Annotated in this window: 16 protein-coding genes; 8 read left to right on the top strand and 8 right to left on the bottom strand. The window is 61.1% G+C overall.

Annotation, left to right across the window (positions count from 1 at the left end):
- Nucleotides 1-11 precede the first annotated feature (11 nt).
- From FN060_RS17360 to FN060_RS17350, 3 genes are all read left to right on the top strand, one after another.
- Nucleotides 12-2,144 carry a TRAP transporter permease gene (locus tag FN060_RS17360; RefSeq protein WP_142589182.1) on the top strand — a complete coding sequence of 711 codons (2,133 nt, stop codon included), beginning with the start codon at nt 12-14 and terminating at the stop codon, nt 2,142-2,144.
- A 207-nt stretch (nt 2,145-2,351) separates the two neighbouring features.
- Nucleotides 2,352-4,154: a sensor histidine kinase gene (locus FN060_RS17355; protein WP_183949771.1), complete on the top strand. Its 1,803-nt coding sequence runs from the start codon at nt 2,352-2,354 to the stop codon at nt 4,152-4,154.
- Complete coding sequence (locus FN060_RS17350) at nt 4,151-5,503, top strand: sigma-54-dependent transcriptional regulator (protein WP_142589180.1); 1,353 nt, start codon at nt 4,151-4,153, stop codon at nt 5,501-5,503. Before FN060_RS17355 ends, FN060_RS17350 begins: the two co-directional genes overlap by 4 nt.
- A gap of 379 nt (nt 5,504-5,882) precedes the next feature.
- Here the strand turns inward: FN060_RS17350 and FN060_RS17345 are convergent, their stop codons facing one another.
- Genes FN060_RS17345 through FN060_RS17320 form a run of 6 tightly spaced genes read right to left on the bottom strand, consistent with a single transcriptional unit; the run spans nt 5,883 to nt 12,139 of the window.
- Nucleotides 5,883-7,175: a TRAP transporter large permease gene (locus tag FN060_RS17345; RefSeq protein WP_142589179.1), complete on the bottom strand. Its 1,293-nt coding sequence runs from the start codon at nt 7,173-7,175 to the stop codon at nt 5,883-5,885.
- A complete protein-coding gene (locus tag FN060_RS17340) occupies nt 7,168-7,686 on the bottom strand; it encodes a TRAP transporter small permease (RefSeq protein WP_142589178.1) in 519 nt (172 codons plus the stop codon). The genes FN060_RS17345 and FN060_RS17340 overlap by 8 nt, the downstream gene beginning before the upstream one ends.
- A 9-nt stretch (nt 7,687-7,695) precedes the next feature.
- On the bottom strand, nt 7,696-8,706 hold the full coding sequence (locus FN060_RS17335; RefSeq protein ID WP_142589177.1) for a TRAP transporter substrate-binding protein: 1,011 nt from the start codon (nt 8,704-8,706) through the stop codon (nt 7,696-7,698).
- A 46-nt stretch (nt 8,707-8,752) separates the two neighbouring features.
- Nucleotides 8,753-9,664, bottom strand: a complete 912-nt coding sequence (locus tag FN060_RS17330) for an SDR family NAD(P)-dependent oxidoreductase (protein WP_142589176.1) — start codon at nt 9,662-9,664, stop codon at nt 8,753-8,755.
- 1 nt (nt 9,665) lies between these two features.
- Nucleotides 9,666-10,484: an enoyl-CoA hydratase-related protein gene (locus tag FN060_RS17325; protein ID WP_142589175.1), complete on the bottom strand. Its 819-nt coding sequence runs from the start codon at nt 10,482-10,484 to the stop codon at nt 9,666-9,668.
- Nucleotides 10,481-12,139 (bottom strand): AMP-binding protein, encoded by a 1,659-nt coding sequence (locus FN060_RS17320; protein WP_280514343.1) that lies wholly within the window; start codon nt 12,137-12,139, stop codon nt 10,481-10,483. The genes FN060_RS17325 and FN060_RS17320 overlap by 4 nt, the downstream gene beginning before the upstream one ends.
- A 177-nt stretch (nt 12,140-12,316) precedes the next feature.
- Here FN060_RS17320 and FN060_RS17315 point away from each other — a divergent pair, with 177 nt between their 5' ends.
- Nucleotides 12,317-12,760 carry a MarR family winged helix-turn-helix transcriptional regulator gene (locus tag FN060_RS17315; protein WP_142589173.1) on the top strand — a complete coding sequence of 148 codons (444 nt, stop codon included), beginning with the start codon at nt 12,317-12,319 and terminating at the stop codon, nt 12,758-12,760.
- 269 nt (nt 12,761-13,029) lie between these two features.
- Here the strand turns inward: FN060_RS17315 and FN060_RS17310 are convergent, their stop codons facing one another.
- Both FN060_RS17310 and FN060_RS17305 read right to left on the bottom strand, forming a co-directional pair.
- Entirely contained in the window at nt 13,030-14,295 is a 1,266-nt protein-coding gene (locus FN060_RS17310; RefSeq protein WP_142589172.1) for an FAD-dependent oxidoreductase, read from the bottom strand.
- Complete coding sequence (locus FN060_RS17305; protein ID WP_142589171.1) at nt 14,288-15,106, bottom strand: shikimate dehydrogenase family protein; 819 nt, start codon at nt 15,104-15,106, stop codon at nt 14,288-14,290. Before FN060_RS17305 ends, FN060_RS17310 begins: the two co-directional genes overlap by 8 nt.
- A gap of 108 nt (nt 15,107-15,214) precedes the next feature.
- On the opposite strand from FN060_RS17305, the gene FN060_RS17300 reads away from it, so the two are divergent.
- The 4 genes from FN060_RS17300 (at nt 15,215) to FN060_RS17285 (ending at nt 19,170) form a co-directional block, all read left to right on the top strand.
- Nucleotides 15,215-16,159, top strand: coding sequence for a LysR family transcriptional regulator (locus FN060_RS17300; RefSeq protein ID WP_142589170.1), 945 nt, complete (start codon nt 15,215-15,217; stop codon nt 16,157-16,159).
- Nucleotides 16,144-17,058, top strand: coding sequence for an alpha/beta fold hydrolase (locus tag FN060_RS17295; RefSeq protein WP_142589169.1), 915 nt, complete (start codon nt 16,144-16,146; stop codon nt 17,056-17,058). Before FN060_RS17300 ends, FN060_RS17295 begins: the two co-directional genes overlap by 16 nt.
- Nucleotides 17,042-17,998, top strand: a complete 957-nt coding sequence (locus FN060_RS17290) for a LysR family transcriptional regulator (RefSeq protein WP_142589168.1) — start codon at nt 17,042-17,044, stop codon at nt 17,996-17,998. Before FN060_RS17295 ends, FN060_RS17290 begins: the two co-directional genes overlap by 17 nt.
- A gap of 149 nt (nt 17,999-18,147) precedes the next feature.
- Nucleotides 18,148-19,170, top strand: coding sequence for an ABC transporter substrate-binding protein (locus FN060_RS17285; protein ID WP_142589167.1), 1,023 nt, complete (start codon nt 18,148-18,150; stop codon nt 19,168-19,170).
- The last annotated feature ends 50 nt before the right edge of the window (nt 19,171-19,220 follow it).

Here is a 19,220-nt window from a genome sequence, read left to right as displayed (position 1 = left end):
CGGAGGATCCCATGAAACCGCTTTCGACACCAATTGACGGACATGCCGCAGAACTGAGCGCGCATGACGCGCTCGCGGCCGCCTTCCCCCAATCCCGGGAAGGCCGATTCATCTTCGCCATCGCGTTCGTGTTTTCCGCATTCCAGCTTGCCACTGCTGCACATCTTCTCGACCCGCCCAGTCAGGTCTTGCGGGCCATCCATGTCGGCTTCGTCACAGTCCTCATCTTTCCGCTTCTGGCCGCACTCCTCGACAAGAGCGGACCGGTGCGTGTCCTTGCCTGGTGTGCCTCTCTTGTGGCGGCCGCCGTCGCTTTCTACCAGTGCTACGAATATGCTGATCTGATCCTGCGAGCCGGTGATCCATTGCCGCGCGACATTCTGTTCGGCGTCCTGGCGATCGCCATCGTGTTTGCGGCCTCCTGGGTTCTGATGGGACCGGCCCTTCCGATCATCGCCGGCATTTTCTTCCTCTACTGCCTGCTTGGCGAGTATCTGCCTTCGCCGTTGAACCACCGGGGCTACGGGTTTTCCCAGGTCATCGACCACATGGCCTATGGGACCGAGGGCATCTACGGGATCCCGACGCTTGTGTCGGCGACTTACATCTTTTTGTTCATCCTGTTTGGGGCGTTTCTGGAAAAGGCGGGCATGATCGAGCTTTTCAACGATGTCTCGCTGAGTCTAGTCGGCAGCCGCAGGGGCGGTCCGGCCAAGGTGGCGATCATCTCCTCGGGCCTGATGGGGACGATCTCCGGATCCGGCGTCGCCAATGTCGTGACCACCGGTCAGTTCACCATCCCGCTGATGAAGCGGTTCGGCTATCGCCCTGCCTTCGCAGGCGGTGTCGAGGCCACGGCCTCCATGGGCGGCCAGATCATGCCGCCTGTCATGGGTGCGGTTGCCTTCATCATGGCCGAGACGCTGGGTGTCGAGTACCACGACATCGTCAAGGCCGCCCTCGTCCCGGCGATTTTGTATTTTGCCTCGGCTTTCTGGATGGTGCATCTGGAGGCAGGCAAGCACGGGCTGGTCGGGTTGCAGAAGGAGGAACTTCCTTCCGGGATTGCAGCACTGAAGAAGGGCTGGTATCTCGTGCTGCCGCTGGCAGCGCTCGTCTGGCTGCTTTTTTCCGGGTACACTCCGCTTTTCGCCGGCACCGTCGGTCTCGCCTTCATCATGCTGCTGATCCTCGGTACCTCGTTGGCGCTCGGGATTCCGTCGATCGCGATCCGGATCATCTTCTGGCTCGGCCTCGGGCTTGTCGCCGCCTCATTCTTCCAGTTCGGCATGACGATCGTCCTGGCTACCCTCGCGGTCCTCGTCCTTGCCAATGCTCTGCGTCAAGGGGGACGCGAAACTCTGGTTGCCTGCCGTGATGCTCTGGCGGAAGGGGCAAAGACAGCCCTGCCGGTGGCCATCGCCTGTGCGCTGGTGGGCATCATCATCGGAACCATGACACTGACGGGTGCCGCCAACACCTTTGGGCAGTTCATTGTTTCTGTTGGCGACAAGAGCCTGTTTCTGTCGCTCCTTCTGACCATGGTGACCTGCCTCGTGCTCGGAATGGGGATTCCGACCATTCCGAACTACATCATCACGTCCTCGATCGCAGGGCCGGCGCTTTTGGAGCTCGGCGTGCCGCTGATCGTCAGCCACATGTTCGTCTTCTATTTCGGGATCCTGGCCGACCTGACGCCGCCTGTGGCACTCGCCTGTTTCGCCGCAGCGCCGATCGCTCGTGAAAGCGGGCTGAAGATATCACTCCAGGCCATCAAGGTTGCCGCGGCAGGCTTCGTCATACCGTTCATGGCGGTCTACTCGCCGGCCCTCATGCTGCAGGACGGCGGCGCCTTCGCCCTGGCATGGGGCTATTGGACAGCCGTCGCTTATATCGTGATGAAGACAACCCTGGCGATCGGCCTGTGGGGTGCAGCCGTCATCGGGTTCATGGTGATCCGCCTGTCGATCGTCCAGCGGCTGATGGCAACCAGTGCGGCATTCACCCTGCTTGCCGCCCTTCCGTTGACGGACGAGATCGGCTTTGCCCTCACTGTCGTCTTCGGCATCATGGTCTGGCGCGCGTCGCGATTGACACGCGCACGACCCGTCCCGGCCGACGAGCCTGCGGTGTCATCTGCCTGATTACGTCCGCCTGATCCTGCCTGCCGGGCTATCTCCCGTGCAGGCAGGCACGTTCTTCCGCGACAGCGCGCTCAGTCGCCACAGAAACAAACCAGTCGACCCTCGAAGCGGCAGGTGCAACTTGCGACAGGAATGCTAGGGTGGTCCGGTGACGGTCTTGAAGGGGAGGATCATCAGCATGGGTTGTGGGACCGGCGGGGCGATGCGATGCTGACAGCAAGCTTCAACCGGATGGCGGCCGTCATCCTTCTCGTCACCTCCCTTGCGTCATGGTTTTCATATCATGTTGCCCGTAATCTGGTGCTTCATAAGCAGGAGGCGCAGCTCGAGCAGAGTCTGCTCCTCACCAAGCGTTCGATCACCGCCGAGATCGACCGCTTCCGTTCCTTGCCAGCCATCGTTGGCGAAGATGCCCGCGTGCGTGCCTTGGCCAGCGACACGTCGCGGGTGGCGATCGATGCTGCAAACGCCTATCTCGAGAGGATCGTCGAACAAACCGGACCGGCCGATCTCTATGTACTGAACGCTGCAGGGCTGACGCTCGCGGCGAGCAATCATGCGACCCCCCAAAGCTTTGTCGGCCACGATTACAGCTTCAGGCCCTATTTTCGTGACGCTCTTCTAACGGGCAATGGCCGTTTCTACGCGATTGGCGTAACAACCAGAAAGCCCGGCTATTTCCTGTCCTCACGGATCGATATCGCCGGGGCGCAGCCGGTTGTCGTCGTCGTCAAGGCGGATCTGAGCCCGCTTGAGGCGGCATGGTCGGCGGCCGGTGTTCGGATTGCCATCGCAGATAGGGCAGGGGTGGTTTTCCTGTCGGGAGATCCGGCCTGGAAGTACAGGCCCCTGCAACCCCTGGCAGATCAGATGCTTGAGCGGTTGCTGCAGGAGCGGACCTACGATGGTGTCGATCTCGCGCGCGCCGAGCCCATCTCCTCGACGCTCGATGCTTCTCGCCCCGCCGACACCTCCGTCATCATGCCCGGAGCGGACCGACGACTGATGGCCAAGTTTGCTCCACTTCAGCCGGACGATTGGCAAATCGTCGCCGCAGCCGACGTGCGGCAGGTGGACATGATCGGCGCCTTGTGGGCGTTCGCGGTTTTTGCGGTTGGTTTGACGACGGGAGCAATCTTCTATGTCCTGCGGCAGCGTCGCCAGCTTGTCCGGATGCGGCTCAGGCAGGGAGAACTGCTGGAACGGATGGTGGCAGAACGGACCCACGACCTCGCCTGCGAGATCGACATGCGCAAGCGTACCGAAGAGGAACTGCGGCAGGCCCAGCAGGGCCTGATACACTCGGAGAAGATGGCGGCGCTCGGCAGGATGTCGACTGCCATCGTCCATGAGGTGAGCCAGCCGCTGGCAGCCCTCGATGCCACGCTTGCCACCGCAGGTCTGTTGGCGGATCAAGGCCGGCGGGCGGATGCCGGCGAGCGGCTGACGAAGGCGAGAGACCTCGTCAGGCGGATGCAGAGAACGGTCAAGCACCTGAAGACGTTTGCCCGCAAGGATGTGTCGGAGTTCGAGATCCTGGCCGTCGACAGCGTGATCAGGAACGTCCTTGAGCTGGCTTCGCCGCGCAGCAGAGCCATGGGAGTCGATGTTGATGTCGCCGCAGGCAAGGCACTGGCGGTCCGGGCCGTCTCCGTCAAGCTGGAGCAGGCCATGCTCAATCTGCTTTTAAACGCGCTTGATGCGGTGCAAGACCGGCCTGATCCTCGTGTCCGCATTGAAAGCGGGCGGATCGGCGAGCAGGTTGAGATTGCCATCATCGACAACGGCAGTGGAATCGCGCCTGATCTTCGTGAGCGAATCATCGAACCTTTCTTCACCACAAAGCTGACAGGCGAGGGGCTAGGGCTCGGCCTGTCCATCGCGACGACGATCATCAAGGAATGCGGTGGCGCGATACGCTTCGAAGATGCCGAGGAGGGGGGTACACGGACAGTGATCACGGTGCCGGCCGCGAATGACGCCGGTCTGCGGCTGGAGGCAGCGCAGTGAGCAGGGGGCGTATCATTGTCGTCGACGACGATCGCGATCACCTGCGCGCCGTGAGTGACTGGCTAGCGGTCAGCGGCTTCGACGTTGGAAGCTTCGAGCGCGCTGAAGAAGCGTACAAGGCCGCACTCGAAGATGGCGTGGACATTGTGCTCACCGACGTCCGGATGCCCAACATAGACGGCATGACCCTCTTGAACTCGCTGCAGCGGCAAAAGCCGGAACTGCCTGTCGTTTTGCTGACGGCTCATGGCGACGTCTCTTTGGCTGTCGCGGCGATGAAACGCGGTGCGGAAGATTTCATTGAGAAGCCCTATGACGCTGAGCGGCTGATCTCGGTGCTCAACAAGGCGCTAGAGAAAACGAGGATGAAGGAGGAGATCGTCCGGCTTCAGGGGCTCGTCGCCGACGCGAAGCCGTCTGAGACGCTGATCGGCGACAGCCCTTCGATGCAGGCCCTTCGGCAGCGGGTCGCGGCCTTGGCCGCGGTCGATATCGACGTTCTCATCATCGGCGAAACCGGGACCGGAAAGGAACTGGTCGCTCAGGCGCTGCATCGGCAAAGCAGCCGCGCGTCAGCGCCATTCGTCGCGATCAACTGCGGCGCCTTGCCTGAAACATTGTTCGAGAGCGAGATCTTCGGGCATGTGAAAGGCGCCTTTACCGGGGCGCTGGCCGACCGGGTGGGCAAGTTCGAATTCGCGGAGGGCGGAACCATATTTCTCGATGAGATCGAGGCGATGCCGCTATCTCTGCAGGCAAAGATCCTGCGTGTCCTGCAGGAGCGGGTGATCGAGCGGCTAGGTGAAAACCGGGTGCGACCGGTGAACGTGCGTATCCTTGCGGCGGCGAAAAGCGATCTCTCTGCGGAAATTTCCGCGTCCCGCTTTCGAGAAGATCTGTTTTTCCGGCTCGCGACGGTCGACATCCGTATCCCGCCACTGCGGGAGCGCCGCGAGGATATCGAGGTGTTGTTCGTGCATTTCGCATCGTTGGCGGCGCGCCGGTATGGGCGCTCCGAGCGAGAGTTGCCGCCCGCACTCCTTGCCGATCTGACGAGCCAGGACTGGAAGGGAAATGTCAGAGCCCTGAAGGCCCGTGCCGAGCGCTTCGCCCTCGGCTTAGACGACCTCCTCGATCCATCCGAGGGAGGCGGAGATGCACGTGCGATCTCCTTGCCTGACCAACTCGCCGCGTACGAGGCTTCGGTGATTGCGCAGGCCCTGAACAGGCGGAGAGGAAATACTGCCCAGGCGGCAGCGGACCTGAAGGTCCCGCTGCGTACCCTAAACGAAAAGATTGCAAGATACTCGATCAGACGAAGCAAACGTGGCTACGCGACAGAGGAATGAGGCTGGCCGGTTCGAGATCGAGGAGCCGCACGGCACAAATTCTACACCGAGATCGATTTAACTACCCTATAAGCCCACACTCGAGCCTGTGGTTCCGCCGTCGGTCCGTCCGTGATGCCATTCGTTGGCGGTTGTGCCGAGTTGCAGCACGCCCCGACCGGGCAGCATCGGGTCGATCTGCTGTGGGTAAGATTGCAGGGTTCGGATTGGCCAGTGTGCATTGGGCACCGCATCGTATGATCAAGTTGCACACGCGGCGAATTCGCTGTGACGCCGAGTACCAAAGTTCCGCTCCTTTGGCGCAGCACGGCGGCAGCTTTTGCCCCATTAGTATCGCTCCTATACCGGTTCCGAGGCATCTACCGATCTTGCCGCTTCCTCACATCGAGTCTGGCAGTAGCATGACGATTGAAGGGAATGCCACGAACAGAGCCAGGCGTATGATGTCGGTGAACACGAAGGGTGCAACGCCCCGGAAGATGGTGATCAGGCTGACGTCGCGATTGATCGAGTTGATGACGAAGACGTTCATGCCGATCGGCGGGGTGATCAGGCCAAGCTCGACCGTGACGACGACGATGATGCCGAACCAAATCGGGTCGAAACCGAGCTGCATGACAACGGGATAGACGATCGGCACCAGCAGGATGATCATCGCCATCGCGTCCAGGATGCAGCCCATCAGGAAGAATAGCCCGAGGATAAGCCACAGCGTTGGATAGGCGCCAAGGTCCAGATCGACCAGGAAGGCGGCGATCTTCTGCGGCGTCTGCGTGATCACCAGGAAGTAGTTGAAGAGCATGGCGCCGATCAGGATCGTATAGATCGCCACTGACGTAGAGAGTGCCTCGATCAGCGAGTTCAGAATGCTTCTGAAGTTGAGCCGCCGCCGCGCGATGCCAATCACAGCCGTGAGGAAGGCACCGGCCGCCGCCGCTTCCGTCGGCGTGACGACGCCGGCATAAATTCCGCCGATGATAGCGACGAACAGCAGGAGGATGGCCCAGATGCCCTTGAGCGAGGCGAGCCTTTCACCCGCGGCGATGGACATGCCTTGCGGCAGCTCGCGCCAGAACACGATATATACGCAAGCCATATACATCAGGACCGCGACAAGGCCCGGCAGGATGCCGGCGACAAACAGCTTTCCAACATCCTGCTCGGTGATATAGCCATAGATCGCCAAAACCACCGAGGGTGGGATGAGAATGCCGAGCGTGCCGCCAGCGGCGATCACGCCTGTGGCCAGTTTGTCGGAATAGCCGAAGCGCCGCATTTCCGGCAGCGCGACCTTGCTCATGGTCGCGGCCGTTGCGACTGAAGAGCCTGAGATCGCAGCAAACCCGGCGCAGGCGGAAATGCTGGCAAGCGCGAGCCCGCCCCTGAGCTGGCCAAGCCAGGCCTGGCCGGCCCGGAAGAGCTCTTTCGACATGCCGGACCGTGTCGCAAGCACGCCCATCAGGACAAACATCGGGATCAGCGAAAGATTGTAGTCCGTAATCGTGCGGATCGGCGAGATAGCGAGCTGGTTTAGCGCCGGTCGCCAGCCGGCAACGGCGGCGAAGCCCCCAACACCCACGAGGCTCATGGCCACTCCGATCGGCACCCGGACGGCGAGCATGGCAAAAAGCGTCGCAAAACCGAGGACGGCGGTCCAGTCCAGGCTAGTCATGGATCATTTCTTTCCGGTCATGGAGCGCAGGCTCCCGGCCCGTGGCGAGGAGGAAGAGACGGATGGCGGCCATGACAATCGATGCAAGCGCTCCAAGCCAGATCATCGCCAGGAACGGCCAGACCGGCAACCTGAGATCAAACGTCGCCTCATGGCTGGCAAATGCGCTGGCGAGACGGGTGAACATCTTCCAGGTCAACAGGATCGAGAAGCCCAGCAAAACCGCCTGCCCCATGAGGTCGATCATCCGACGCAGCCGCGAGGACACGGCTTCGGCCAGGATATCAACGGTGATGTGGCGCCCGGAAAATCCGAGCGCCGCAAAACCCCACATCACGGTAATGCCGAGAAGCAGGCGTGCAATATCGAAGGAATCCGGGATGGGATAGGCAAACAGATAGCGCCCGATCGCCGAGGCGAAGATGACAACCGTGATGACGGCAAGGCAAAGCCCCGCCGTGATCTCGACGCCGCGCGTAACCCGGCTTAGCAAATCTGTCAGCCTATCCATGACCGTGCGCTATTCAGCCAATGCGTTTTCAGCAGAGAGTGCATCCCGGAACGCCTTCAGCACGGCTTCCGGATCCGCGCCGGCGGCTTTCACCTGGTCCTTCCACTTGGCCATCAGCGGCTCGGCGGAGCTTTTCCAAAGCTGCGCTTCTTCGGCGGTCGGCTTGTAGACGGTGTGATCCTTCTCCGAGAGAGCGCGGTCACGGCCAGACTGTTCCTTGTCCGCCCAGCCTGCGGAGATCTTTTCCGCCCATTCGCTGGTGCAATGGTCGTCTAGCGCCTTGCGCTCATCCGCCGGCATGCCCTCGTAGGTCGCCTTGTTCATCGCCATCACGAAGGTGGTGGTGTAGAGCGGCATGTCGAGGTGGTGCTTGGTCACGGAATCGATGCCGAACAGGTAGACGCTGTCCCAGGGGAAGGTGATCGCATCGGCGGCGCCGCGCGCGATGACCTCACGGGCCTCGGGAGCCGGCACCTGCACGCTCGCGCCACCCAGCAGCGCAACAAAGCTTGCGACCGTTGCCTGGGCCGGCCGGACATTCTTTCCCTTCAGGTCGGCCGGCACCTTGATGGCCTCACGGGAATGCAGAGTGCCGGGGTCCTGCAGGAAGGCCATGCAGACGTGGATGTCGGCCATCTCTTTTTCGGCGTAGGCTTTGTACCAGCTATCGAAAGCCTTCGAGCCGCTCTTGCCGTTGGAGACCATGAACGGCACTTCGCCGAGCGCGATGATCGGGAAGCGCCCTGGCTGGTAGCCCGGATTGACGAAGGTGATGTCGACAATCCCATCCCGGGCCATGTCGTAGTGGTCGGTTGCCGAACCAAGCTGCTGCGCCGGGAAAATGGTCATGGTGACCTTGCCGCCCGATGCCTCGCCGATGGACTGGATCCACGGCTCGAAACCGGTTGTCTGAAGCGTGTGCTGCGGCGGCAGCCAATGCGCGAGACGCAGTTCCGTCGCCGCCGCGTCCGTCGCCAGCACCGCAGCCGTGATGGTCAGTAGTGTCTTTAGGGTTCTCATTTCACTCTCCTCCCAGGTTGCACCGGCTCCTATCCGGCGCGGTTGATCAAATCTCACCCATCTCGATGCCGACGCTTTCCATCGCGCCCTCGAACATGCCGGGCCATGTTTCGGCGATGGCTTCTGCGGTCCACCCGCCGTGATGCAGCGCAAACTGCTTCTCCTGCGGGTGCTGCCACAGCGACAGCCGGTCGCCGCCAAGCCCGATGCATTGTCCTGAAATACCCGCCGCCCTGTCGGAACTGAGGAAAACGGCCAGCGGCGCCACGTCTTCGGCCGTGCCAATGCCGATGTTGCTCCTCAGGTGTTCAGGCAAGGGCTCACCCCGTTCTGCCATCGCCGCATAGGGGGCGAACACCGGGATCGTCTCGGTCATGCGGGTCAGGGCATTCGGCACGATCGCATTGACGGTCACCTTCGCCTTGGCCAATTCCATCGACCAGGTCCGCGCCATTGCCGCAATGCCTGCCTTGGCAGCGCCATAGGCGGTCTGGCCGAAATTGCCGCGCTGGCCAGCGAGTGACGCCATCAGGATCAGGCGCCCACCTTCACCGGCCGTGCGAAAATGCCGGGCCGCCGCACGGGCACAGGTGAAGGTGCCGCGCAGATGGGTCGCGATCACCTGGTCGAAATCCTCGTCACTGGTGTTCCAGAGCACTCGATCGCGAAGGTTGCCGGCATTGGTGATCATGATATCCAGCCGCCCGAAACTCGAAACGGCCGTCTCCACGCACTGGTCGGCAGCAGCACTGTCGCCGATCGCACCGACGGCGCCCGTGGCCTTGCCTCCGCCGCCGCGGATCGATCTCACCACCTCGTCCGTAGTCGCGACGTCGAGATCATTCACGATCACGGCAGCGCCCGCCTTTGCCAACGCCAGCGCCATGGCCCGTCCGATCCCGCGCCCTGCGCCCGTGACCACCGCCACCTTGCCGCCGAGCTCAATGCCCGCTGCCATCTCACATCCCCTCATAGGCCGGCCGACGCTTTTCCATGAAGGCACGCGGGCCTTCGCGGGCGTCGCTGGTGGCCATCACGCGCTGCTTGGCCTGATCTTCGAGCGCGAAGCCCTCTTCCAGGGTGCGCCCGCTGGAGGCGAGCACGGTCTTCTTGATCTCACTGACAGCCACCGGTCCGTTCGCCGCTATCTTGCGTGCAATCTCCCAGGCTCTCGGAAGAACCTCCTCCAGGGGCAAGACATAGTTGACCAGGCCGGCGAGACGGGCGCTGTCAGCGTCGAGACTGTCGCCGACCAGTAGCATTTCCATGGCTACACAGTAAGGCACTTGTCTGGGCAGCCGGACCAGCGACCCCGCAAATGGGATGAGCGCCCGCTTGGCCTCCGGCAGTCCGAAGGTGGCGTGGCTCGCAGCTATGCGAATATCGGTTGCCAGGACGGTTTCCATCCCGCCCGCGAGACAGGCACCATTGATCGCCGCGATGATCGGCTTGTTGAGCTGGAAGTTCCTGAGCGCCGACCGGTTCATGACCTCGGGATCCTCGAGTACGCGATGATCCCATCTGGTCTCCGGCTTGCGGGCTCCAGTCATCAGCGGCAGCGTCAGCGCCAGGTCGCCGCCGGAGCAGAAGGCCCGGTCGCCGGCACCCGTCAGGATGCACACCCGCAGCGCTGAATCCTCCGCGAAGGCCGTAAACGCGTCCGACAGCTTGCAGGCCATTTCCGGACTGATGGCGTTGCGCGCCTGCGGCCGATTGAGCGTTAGCAGCAACACCCCGTCACGCGTCTCGCTGAGCAAGGCCGGTTCTTGATCTGTCATGCGTTATCCGTTTCTTCCGTCACGATCCTGTCGGCCATTTCCCGCAGGGCAAATTTCTGCACCTTGCCATTGGCTGTCATCGGCAGGGCATCGATGGCGCGCACGTAGCGCGGCATCTTCTGTCGGCTGAAATTGGCGCGGCAAAACTGCTTCAACTCGTCCTCGCCGACGCCTGCTCCATCCCGCAGTTTGACGAAGGCGAAGATTTCTTCACCAAGATCGGGATCGGGGACGCCGACGACATAGGCATCGGTCACATCGGGATGCGTCTGGAGGAATTTTTCGATTTCGACGGGAAAGATGTTCTCGCCGCCCCGGATCAGCATGTCCTTGATGCGGCCGACGATCGTCAGATGCCCGTCCTCGTCGAGCACGGCCAGGTCGCCCGACGAAAGCCAACCGTCCGGGCTGATCGCCTTTTCCGTTGCATCCGGCATATCGAAATAGCCTGCAGTGATCTGGTATCCGCGGATCAACAATTCGCCCACCTGGCCGCAGGCGAGGGTGGTGCCCGTCTCCGGTTCGGCGATGCGAAGCTCCGTATGCGGCAGCGGGATGCCTGCCGTCGTGATCTTGCGCTCGAAGTCGTCCGCAGGATTTGTCTGGGTAATGATCGGGCTTGCTTCCGTCATTCCCATGATGATCATCGGCTCGGCCCCAAACCGCATTTTCAGCCGACGCATCAGCTCAGGCGGGATCGACGTGCCACCCGTGAAGGCGATCCTCAAACTTGAGAGAGCCGGTTGTCCGCTCCCCATGGCATCAAGTTCTTCCAGCATCCGTAGGTACATGGTCGGCACCGCATTGATGATTGTCGCGCCTTCCCGCTCGACCAGCGCTATCATGTCTCGGGCATCAAAGGACGGCATCAGGATCAGACAGCCGCCGGCCATCAGCATGCCGAGCACGTTGCACACGCAGCCCGCCGTATGGAATAGCGGCATAGCGCTCAGCAAACGGTCCTCAGGGACAAAGCCCGCCCGCGCGGCCATCAGGCGGGCGTTGTTGACGATGCTGCGATGGCGCAGCATCGCCCCCTTGGGCGAGCCGGTTGTCCCGCTGGTGAACTGGATCTGGGCGATGTCGGAGGGGCAAACCTGATCGGACACCTCGGCCAGAGCATCGTCGGAAATCGACCCGCCCCCATCAAGTAATGCCTTCCAACCCATGGTCGTGGGTGCATCGTCGTCCTCAAGCCCGCAAATCCGAGTCAGCAAGGTCAGGTCAGGCATCAGCGTGGAAATCGCTGCGCCGACGTCATAGCCCCGCTGCCAGCGGGAGAAGAAGAGCGTCGAGACCTGCCCCTGTGACAGGATATAGCCGATCTCATCGCGCTTCAGCGCCGTGTTAACCGTGATGAGCACCGCCCCGATGCGGGCGAGCGCATATTCCAGCAGGACCCATTCTGGAGAATTGCCGGCCATGACCGCCACATGGTCACCCCGGATTACGCCCCAGGCTATAAGCCCGCGCGCCAGCCGATCAACGCCTTCATCGAGCTCTGCATAGGTCCAGGCCATGCGGCCCCGGCCGGCCGGATCATCAAAGACCAGGGCCAACGCATGGGGCATCGTTGCTGCCCGCGTTCGCAAAGCTTGCCCTACTGTAATCTCCTGAAGCTCAACTCCGGCATCGTCTGGATGCCAGTGCGCCACTCGCTCGCGAACGACCAATGCCTGTTTTCCTCCCAGAAAACGCACCTTCCGCCTGACAGGCCTTTTAGGCTACGATAGTCATTATGTTTGCCGTCGAATTGTTCGAGCTCGAACTATATGGCGTGAAACAAACAAGTCAAGACGGAGGAGCAGGTGGAAGATCAGGACAGTCGCTTGTTGACTGCGGGCTCACAGGAGCGGTCGATTGCCTACAAGTTGCGCCTGGCGCAGATCATGGCCTATCAAGCCTTCGAGGAACGGGTGACGGGGTTCGGCGCCGCCCCCCGGTACCTCGGCCTGCTTTGCGTAATCAGGGCCAATCCCGGACAACACCAGACTCGACTTGCCGAGACAATCGCCGTCCAGCGATCCAGCCTCGTCACCATGCTCGATCGCCTGGAGGGCGAAGGCCTAGTTGAACGAATAAATTGCGAGGCAGACCGTCGCGCGAAACTCGTCAACCTGACTGCGAAAGGTGAAGATGTCGTCTCGCGGCTTCTGGAGGAGGCCGAGCGGCATGAGGAGATGTTGTGCGCGAACATGATTGAAGGCGAACGGCAGTCCATTCTTGACGGTCTAGACCGGATCATAGCGAGCCTGCGAGGCAACTTGAAAGCTTGATTAGCGCTGCCGACGGAGGTGCCTTCAACTAAGACAACAAGTGATGCCGGATAGACGTGGCTCACGACACAGGCGCGAGCTCATAGTCCTAATCGAGATCGCGATCTTCGACTCGTCAGAAAGGTTCGGTCAATGCTCTGCCCAGCAACGGCTCCGCTGCCGCCCCGTCAGCAATGGGAGCGATGCCATGGCAATGATCATCCTGCTGGTCGCAATCGTTTCCCGGTAGGGAAAGCTACAGCCGCTCACGTCTCACATGTTGTTCTGCTTCAGATCAGAGCCCCCTGCTTGGCAAGCTCACGCCTTACGGCCGTCACCGACAGTCCCTTTCCGAGGGCGCTGTGAGCAGCCGCCACGCCAGCGGCGTGACCGGTTGCGAAAGCGGTCCCCATGACCCGCAGCGATCCGTAGGCAGCTTCGTCGGCTCCGGCGACCCGGCCGGCCAGGAAGAGGTTGTGCTTCCCGGATACACGGAGGGCGTCAAGGGGGATATCGGCGAAACCGTCGCCGCCTATATCGACAAAGCGGGCGCGACCCGGCGCCTCATGCACCTCGATCGGCCAAGCGGCATGTCCGATCCCATCCGGCCGCCGGGTTCCCCTCGACAACGCTTCACCGGTCAAGTCATGAAGCGAGCGAGGCCTGCGGCTCTCGCGAATGCCGATCTGCGGGCCGGTGGCAGCGATATACGCATTTTCGAAGCCCGGCAGCTTTCGCAACAGGGCGAGGTTGCGCCAGGCCTCTCGGCGAGCCTGCTGCTCTACATGGGTCAGGCTGGCACCGGTTAGGCCGTCGGTCACCAGATCGATATTCATCCACCAATAGTCGCCTGAGGCAGGCAATTGCATCATGACCCCGCCATCGGCGCGAGGGATCATGTCTACGACACCTGAATTGTGCTCGGCGATCACTTGGGTAAGCAGATTGCGATCGAAGACGGCATTGGGAGCCACGCCGCCGATCCGGATTGGCATGGATGCTGGCTGCACGTTATCGTCCCGCGTCGCATCGACGAACATTTCTACGCCGGCAAGATGACAGACCGTCGCTTCACCGGTTGCGTCGACAAAGGCACTGGCGCTGAACTCATGGCTACCAGCGTGATCGGTCAATGTGACTGAAGCAATGCCTTCGCCTGCGGTAGCGATACCTGTCACGCGACTGTGTAGCAGCACAGTCACCGCTGTCTTTGTACAGAAGCGGTCGAAGGCGAACTTCACCGCTTCAGGGTCGAGCATGATGATCCAGTTCCCGCTTCTCGACCTGACGGCGGAAACGTCCTGACCCAACTCAGCGAGATCCCGCAGCACCTCCGCGCCGATACCCTCGACGGCGCTGACAGGTGTTTCACCCTTCTGGAAGAAGCCGCAATAGGCCAGGACCAGGGAATTTGCTGCTGCGCCACCCAAGAACCCGTACCGCTCCACCAGCAATACTCGTGCGCCCATTCGGGCGGCAGCGACGGCAGCGGCAAGGCCGCCGGCTCCACCACCCGCGACGATCACATCGAAGTGCTCGGTCATTGCCTCAGGCATGGGGGCCTTCTTCTTTTATGACGCCCATGAAACGGCCGAGCACCGGAAGTTGGGCAGCAGCCATTTCGGCGCCGGTCTGGATCTTGAGGCCGCGCGCGGCGGCGCGCTTGAGGAACGGCGTGACGGTCGGCGATGTGATCACGTCGGCGGCCAGCCCATCAGCCGGCATGTGATTGATGACATCACCGCTGACCGGGATCGGGTCCTCTTGTCTCATCCCGATAGAGGATGCGTTGATGACGAGATCGAAAGTTTGCCCTTCTCTCGCAGTCGTGCAGAAGTGCACATGCGAAAACGCCACCGCCAGCCGTTCGCTGAGATCTTTGGCGCGGTCCTCGACGATGTCGGCGAGGGTGAGCGAAGTTATACCCGCCTGTGCCAGTGTTTGTGCGATGGCGCTGCCAGCAGCACCGGCACCGATCACGAGCGCTGCCTTTCCCGCCGGCGAGAAACCATGTCGCGCCAACGCATAGATAAAACCGTCGCCATCGACCATGTCGCCGAAAAGCTTGCCGCTTGCATCCCTACGCACGACGTTCACCGCGCGGAGAAATTGCGCGCGCGCTGTCAGCGCGTCTATCCGGGTTGCGACCGCAGCCTTGTGTGGAATGGTGACAACGAAACCATCCATGTTGTGCCACCCGCGCATCAAGGAGATGAAATCCCCGAGATATCCCGGGGAGATATCCATCGGGATCATCGTCCGGTTTTCACCCGTTTGCGCGAAATAGCGATTGAAGTTTTCGGCTGACTTCACCTGGGTGATCGGATGGCCAATGATGGCGACCAGTCGTGTTGTGCTATCCGTCATCGGCTCCTCCGATTGTTGACGAGTCGATCCTAGGTCTTCGGGGTCATTGACGAAAATATTATAATGGATGAAGCTTATAAATGAGATTTATGGACGGGCTCGGAGCTCTTGACGAAGACGAAGCTCAAGGAACGGCAAATCGAGATCTTCCGCGTAGTGATGGCAACCAATTCGCTGTCGGCTGCTGCAGTTCACCTTGGTGTCTCCCAGCCGAATGTCTCGATCGCAATAAAACGCCTTGAGGACCAACTTGGGATTGCTTTGTTCGATCGCATATCCGGCCGGCTTGTGCCGACGGATGAGGCGCGCCTGATCTTTGCCGAGATAGACCGCGTACACACGCAGTCGCAGATGTTGTCGGAGACGATCCATTCCATTGCGCGCGGTGACGCATCAACATTTCGCTTCGGTGCGACGCCCAGCATCAGTATGAGGCTAATCCCGAAGGCATTGCGGCGCCTGCAGGAGCGCCAGGTTGCGGGCACATATTACAGTGACTCGCTCGGCCAACGAGACATTCGCGATTATCTGATGTTCGGTAGAGGAGCGTGCGTCGCCACCATCGCCGAAATCTGCGATCCGATCATCGAGACTGAGAAGATTGCCGAAGCAGGATTGGTATGCGTCGTTCCGTTTGACCATTCGCTTGCAAGCAGAACCGTTATCCATCCCCGAGATATCGAGCACGAGCGACTGATTTCCTTTGCACCGTTGACCACCCATGGAGAATCCATCGATGAGACGTTTCGCCGGGCCGGCATGACTCGCAAAACGGCGGTCTACGTCCATTTCGTCGAGGCGGCCATGTCCTTCGTCGCGGAACGCATCGGCATCACCGTGTTGGACGGTTTTTCCGCACTGGATTGTCAGCAGCAGGGGCTGGTCGCCGTGCCGGTGGCCGACAGCGTTTGTGTCGCGGCTTATGTGCATACCTATCGATTGAGGCCACGCCAGTCCGCCGTCAACCACCTGATCGCCGCCTTGCGCGAAACTGCCGCAGCGGCGGCGACGGACAATCCCAGGAGTGTGATAAGATCATGTCCCGAAACGTGAATTCACTGTTCCCCGGGTTTGAGGAACGGCGGGTCAGACTGGCTTCCGTCAATCTGGCGGTACTGGTTGGCGGCTCTGGCCCACCCATCCTCCTATTGCATGGCTATCCGCAGACGCGGGCGGCCTGGCATCGTCTCGCCCCGGTCCTGGCGCGGTCGCACACGGTCGTCGTGCCGGACCTGCCGGGCTATGGCGGCAGTGCGATCTTCGGGAGGCTAGAAGGCAGCGGTTCGAAACGCTGGATGGGGCAAGAATTACACGCGATGATGCGTCAACTGGGTCACGATAGCTACATCGTCGTCGGCCATGATCGTGGCGCCAGGGCAGGTTATCGCATGGCGCTTGATTTACCGCAGGCCGTTCGCGGATTCGTGCCCATTTCAGTGGTGCCGACGCCGGAAATGTGGGAAGGCGCCAGCAAGGCATTCGGTATCAATGCCTGGCACTGGTTCATGCTTGCGCAGCCAGAGCCACTGCCGGAAATTTTCCTTTCAGCGAACCCAAGAATGGTGCTGGACTTGAGCCTGGACAAGATGGCGCAGGGTCTGGAAAGACTGCATCCACTGGCACTTGAGGATTATCGCATCGCCTTTGACGATCCCACCGTGCGCCATGCCATTTGCGAGGATTATCGCGCCGGAGCAACGGTGGACGAGGCCGATGATCTCGCCGACCGCGCGGCCGGGCGCAAGATCGGCGTGCCCGTACTCGTGCTTTGGGAGGCCGGGCGACGGTATGGGGGTGGCAGGAAGCCTATCGACATCTGGAAAGACTGGGCGATCGAGGTATCCGGTATCGGCATCAGCGGCGGGCACATGCTTCCTGAGACCGCTGCCGATGAGGTTCTGGAAATGCTGGTTCCTTTCCTGGAAAGGGTAACCAATGTCCCAAGATCCTGACGTGGAGCAGGCCTCAGCTGGGCGGCCGGCAGCCGACACATTGCTCAGCCTTCGGCAGATCGAGATCTTTCATACCGTCATGCAGGCTCGCTCGATCACCGGCGCATCCAAGCTATTGAACGTTTCCCAGCCATCGCTAAGCCGCACCATCCGACGAGTTGAGGATTTGCTGGGGATCGCGCTATTTGCGCGTGATCGCAGTGGCCTCGTGCCGACGTCGGAGGCGCGGGAGATCTTTGCCGAGGTCGACCCCCTGATCCGCCAGCTTGCGGGGATTGGCGCACAGATCGGGCGCATCGCACGGGGAGAGACTGCCGTCTTCAGGGTCGGCTCTACCGCAAGCGCTGCACGTGCTCTGGTTCCCCAAGCGTTGCGGCAACTCTCGATAGAGGTCAAAGGCATAGAACTGTTCTTCGACGTTGTCTCCGTCAACCAGATCGAGGATTATCTGCTGAGCGGCCGTGGCGAAGGCCTTGTCACCATCGCGACGCCTGAACACCCGCTCATCGACTCCGAGCAGGTGGGTCGTGTGGATCTCGTTGCCGCCGTGCCGAAGAGTCATCCCCTGGCGGTGAAGACGGTCCTCCTTGCTCGGGATCTGCAAGACGCCGATTTCGTCTCCTTCGAACCGGGTGGTGCGCATCAGCGGGTGGTCGATCGCTTCCTCAACCGAACCGGAATCGACGTCAACATCCGTGCCGTGGCAAGGTTCTCCGACACGGCGCTGGCGCTCGCCAACGAGCAGATGGGAATTCTGCTTGTCGATTATCTCTCCACCCTTGGACCGGTCGGCAGCCATCTTGTCATCAAGCCCATCGCACAGGCACCGCAATTTGAGGTTTCCGTGCTGTGGAACCGGCGACGATCGCACTCGGCGAACCTGCGCAAGCTCATCGAAATTCTGACGCACCGCTTGGCGACCTTGCCGCGGCTTGGCTGATCGGTGCCGTGTCCCTCGGACTCTTTGGCGATGATGGGTATGCCTTTAGGGCATGGGAGACATAATGATTGTTAGTTGTCTTCCTCCATCGCCGGTGTCAATGAAATGGCGTGGCGCCGGTGAGGCGTTCAGTTTCGGAGGAGAGACCAATGCAATTTACCCTCAATCGCCGTCAGGCGCTGATCGGCATGGGCGCCGCCAGCGCAGCCGCAGCCTTCGGCATGCCGGCACGTGCCGCATCCCGCAACCTTGCCGTCCTGCATCTCGCCAGCCACGCGCCGAGCTTCATCGCCTTTGAGCGCGGCTACTACAAGGACGCCGGTCTCGACATCGAGTTGAAGTTCTTTGAAGCAGCTCAGCCAATGGCGGTTGCCATTGCGTCGGGGGATGCAGATTTCGGCGTCACCGCGATGAGCGGCGGTCTTGTCAGCCTGGCGCAGAAGGATGCCGTCAAGGTCATTGGCGGTGCGCTCACCGAAGAAAAGGGCGTGGTCGGTGCCATCATTCTCGCTTCCAACAAGGCTTACGAGTCCGGCTTGACGGATCCGTCCAAGCTATCCGGCAAAACCTTCGGCGTCACGACCGCCGGCTCTTCGTTTCATTTCATGGCGCACAAGATTGCCCAGGGAAACAAGATTCCGATGTCGGAAATCGAGTTGCGGCCGCTGCAGAAGCTCGGTGCAATCGTCGGCGCCATCTCCACCGGCCAGGTCGATGCATGGGCCATCCAGCCCAATGTGGCCAAGAGGCTGATCCGTGAAGGCGCGGCCAAGCAGATCGGTCTGGTGTCGGATTACGCGCCCAACTACCAGGTGACGACCGCCTTCACCTCGACAGGAAATGCAAGGGACGAGCGGACTCTGACAGAATCCTTCGTCGAGGCCTATTCCAGGGCCATTGCCGACTACAATGCCGCCTTTGTCGATAAGACCGCTGACGACGCCGAGCGCGATGCCCTTGCCAAGATCGTTCACAAGTATGTTGAAAGCGACAGCGCCTTCGAACAAGCCAAGCAGAACCTGATCGATGGCGCCATGCGCATCAATAAGGGTCTGGCGCTTTCCGTAGATAGTTGCGTCGAGCAGGTCGAGTGGATGAAGTCAGAAGGCATGGTTAAGGACGCCATCACCAGCGAACAGCTCTTCGATACTTCCTACGTCAAGACGATCTGATCGCCAACAATCGTATCGCAGAGGCCTAAGCGGGCCTCTGCCTGGAGGCT

Source organism: Pseudorhizobium halotolerans, from assembly GCF_902153235.2.
In the GTDB taxonomy this organism is placed as follows: domain Bacteria; phylum Pseudomonadota; class Alphaproteobacteria; order Rhizobiales; family Rhizobiaceae; genus Neorhizobium; species Neorhizobium flavum.
The sequence above is the reverse complement of the archived record's forward strand: the minus strand, read 5'-3'. Positions and strand labels throughout refer to the sequence as shown.

Excerpts from the sequence above, each read along its gene's own strand:
- FN060_RS17305 (WP_142589171.1), bottom strand. The coding sequence starts at position 15,106 with ATGACGGATAGCACAACACGACTGGTCGCCATCATTGGCCATCCGATC.
- FN060_RS17285 (WP_142589167.1), top strand. The coding sequence starts at position 18,148 with ATGCAATTTACCCTCAATCGCCGTCAGGCGCTGATCGGCATGGGCGCC.
- FN060_RS17355 (WP_183949771.1), top strand. The coding sequence starts at position 2,352 with ATGCTGACAGCAAGCTTCAACCGGATGGCGGCCGTCATCCTTCTCGTC.
- FN060_RS17345 (WP_142589179.1), bottom strand. The coding sequence starts at position 7,175 with ATGACTAGCCTGGACTGGACCGCCGTCCTCGGTTTTGCGACGCTTTTT.
- FN060_RS17360 (WP_142589182.1), top strand. The coding sequence starts at position 12 with ATGAAACCGCTTTCGACACCAATTGACGGACATGCCGCAGAACTGAGC.
- FN060_RS17290 (WP_142589168.1), top strand. The coding sequence starts at position 17,042 with ATGTCCCAAGATCCTGACGTGGAGCAGGCCTCAGCTGGGCGGCCGGCA.
- FN060_RS17340 (WP_142589178.1), bottom strand. The coding sequence starts at position 7,686 with ATGGATAGGCTGACAGATTTGCTAAGCCGGGTTACGCGCGGCGTCGAG.
- FN060_RS17310 (WP_142589172.1), bottom strand. The coding sequence starts at position 14,295 with ATGCCTGAGGCAATGACCGAGCACTTCGATGTGATCGTCGCGGGTGGT.
- FN060_RS17295 (WP_142589169.1), top strand. The coding sequence starts at position 16,144 with ATGTCCCGAAACGTGAATTCACTGTTCCCCGGGTTTGAGGAACGGCGG.
- FN060_RS17330 (WP_142589176.1), bottom strand. The coding sequence starts at position 9,664 with ATGGCAGCGGGCATTGAGCTCGGCGGCAAGGTGGCGGTGGTCACGGGC.
- FN060_RS17325 (WP_142589175.1), bottom strand. The coding sequence starts at position 10,484 with ATGACAGATCAAGAACCGGCCTTGCTCAGCGAGACGCGTGACGGGGTG.
- FN060_RS17335 (WP_142589177.1), bottom strand. The coding sequence starts at position 8,706 with ATGAGAACCCTAAAGACACTACTGACCATCACGGCTGCGGTGCTGGCG.